The organism is Bacillus fungorum, assembly GCF_002746455.1.
Taxonomy (GTDB): domain Bacteria; phylum Bacillota; class Bacilli; order Bacillales; family Bacillaceae_G; genus Bacillus_A; species Bacillus_A fungorum.
Genome location: NZ_NWUW01000147.1, coordinates 1 through 729 on the forward strand (window position 1 = coordinate 1; position 729 = coordinate 729).

Genomic DNA, 729 nt, shown 5'->3' on the forward strand with positions numbered 1-729 from the left:
CTTCAATCGCTTTCTCAAAAGACTCTTTCATATGCTCATAAGCCTGTTTTTGTTCTTCCGACATCTCGACAAGAATCGTAGGTACATTGATTAACTCCACAGGATTTGGCCAAACATCTTTTAAGCGCACATTAATGGTTGTATCCATTAAAAATTGGGTAAACACATAAGGTGAAATACCAGGTACGACCTTGGTTTTATCTAATGTACCTTGTGCTCCGCGTGAAGCTATATTTGATGTGACCTCACCATCATGGTAATATGTTCTCTCGATGTTTCCGTAGGTTTCATTCCATTCCATTAAAGAACTATATTCAAAGCCGCTTTTCACCATTTTTTGAGGGAATAAACGCCATAACGTATAGAATACGTCGCTTGCGCGCCCACCAAATAATGTACCTGTTCCACCTACGAATTTCTTACAAACTTTAACTAAACTTCCTAGGGCAGTTCCTTGTGCAGTTTCGCTTTTCAGCTCGTGTATTTCGTCAGCGATAAGAGCATCAAAGAAATGTTTCATTTTCCTACGAATATACTCAACGGTAGCTACCTTTCGATATGCTCGTCCTGATTGTTTCGCATCATATGGCTTCACACGATTCTCTAACTCTAGTTGTTTTTGCAGCGGTTTATTTCCCTCTTTTATTGCTTGCACTAATTTATTTTCATATTTGGTCCAATCTTTAAAGCTTGCATATTTCGTTTTTACTTTTGGACTCCAAATATTTG

At 38.1% G+C, this 729-nt stretch carries 1 pseudogene; it reads right to left on the minus strand.

Annotated features, from left to right (window positions below):
- Positions 1–729, minus strand: a pseudogene (locus CO726_RS31140) (hypothetical protein); the annotation flags it as partial.